Here is an 887-nt window from a genome sequence, read left to right as displayed (position 1 = left end):
CCCTGGGGTCCGACCGCGCTGATCCTGCCGTGGAACGCCCCGTCGGCCATGGCGGTGAAGAAGACGGCGTTCGCGCTCGCGGCCGGTGCGACGGTCGTGCTCAAGCCGTCCTCGTTCTCGCCGTGGAGCGCCCAGCTGCTGCTGGAGGGTGTGCACGCGGTCGGCATCCCCGACGCGGTGGTGGGTCTCGTGCAGGGCAGCGGGGGCGTCGGACGCAGCCTCGTCGCCGACGAGCGCATCGCCGCGATCTCGATGACCGGTTCGACGCCGACCGGGCGCGCGATCGCCGCGACGGCCGCTCCGCGCTTCGCGAGACTGCAGCTGGAGCTGGGCTCGAACAACGCCGCGATCGTCCGCACCGACGCCGACCTGGAGCAGACGGCGAAGGCGCTGGCCGATGGTGTGCTGAAGCTGTCGGGCCAGTGGTGCGAGGCACCCCGCCGGGTGCTCGTCGACCGTGCGCGCCGGGACGAGCTGGCAGGTCTCCTGATCGCCGAGTTCGGCCGCCGGGCGATCGGGTCGAGCCTGGACGATGCGACCGAGGTGGGCCCGGTCGCGTTCGCCGGGCGCCGCGACGAGCTCGTCGAGCAGCGGGAGCGGCTGGCGCAGGCCGGTGCCGAGCTGCTGCGCGTCACGCAGGTGCCCGCACAGGGATGGTTCTTCGAGCCGACGGTGGCGGTGCTCGACGGTCCGGGCCTCGCGGACGAGGTCTTCGGACCCCTGCTGCTCGTGGGCGGCTATGCCGACGAGGACGAGGCGGTGGCGCTCGCGAACACCGGGCAGGTCGGACTCGCCGGCTACGTGTTCGGCGCCGACGAGCACGCCGCGGCCGCACTCGGCACACGGCTCGTCGCCGGTGAGGTCAAGGTCAACGGCGCGAGCGTGCT

Annotated in this window: 1 protein-coding gene; it reads left to right on the top strand. The window is 73.6% G+C overall.

The genetic code is table 11. The features are described from left to right. Positions 1-887, top strand: an 887-nt coding sequence (locus ACNPM4_RS05560) for an aldehyde dehydrogenase family protein (RefSeq protein ID WP_448985001.1), incomplete at both ends; no start/stop codon positions are given.

This window comes from Microbacterium umsixpiens, assembly GCF_053543675.1.
Note: the sequence above shows the minus strand (reverse complement) of the source record. Positions and strands in the feature narration are given on the sequence as shown.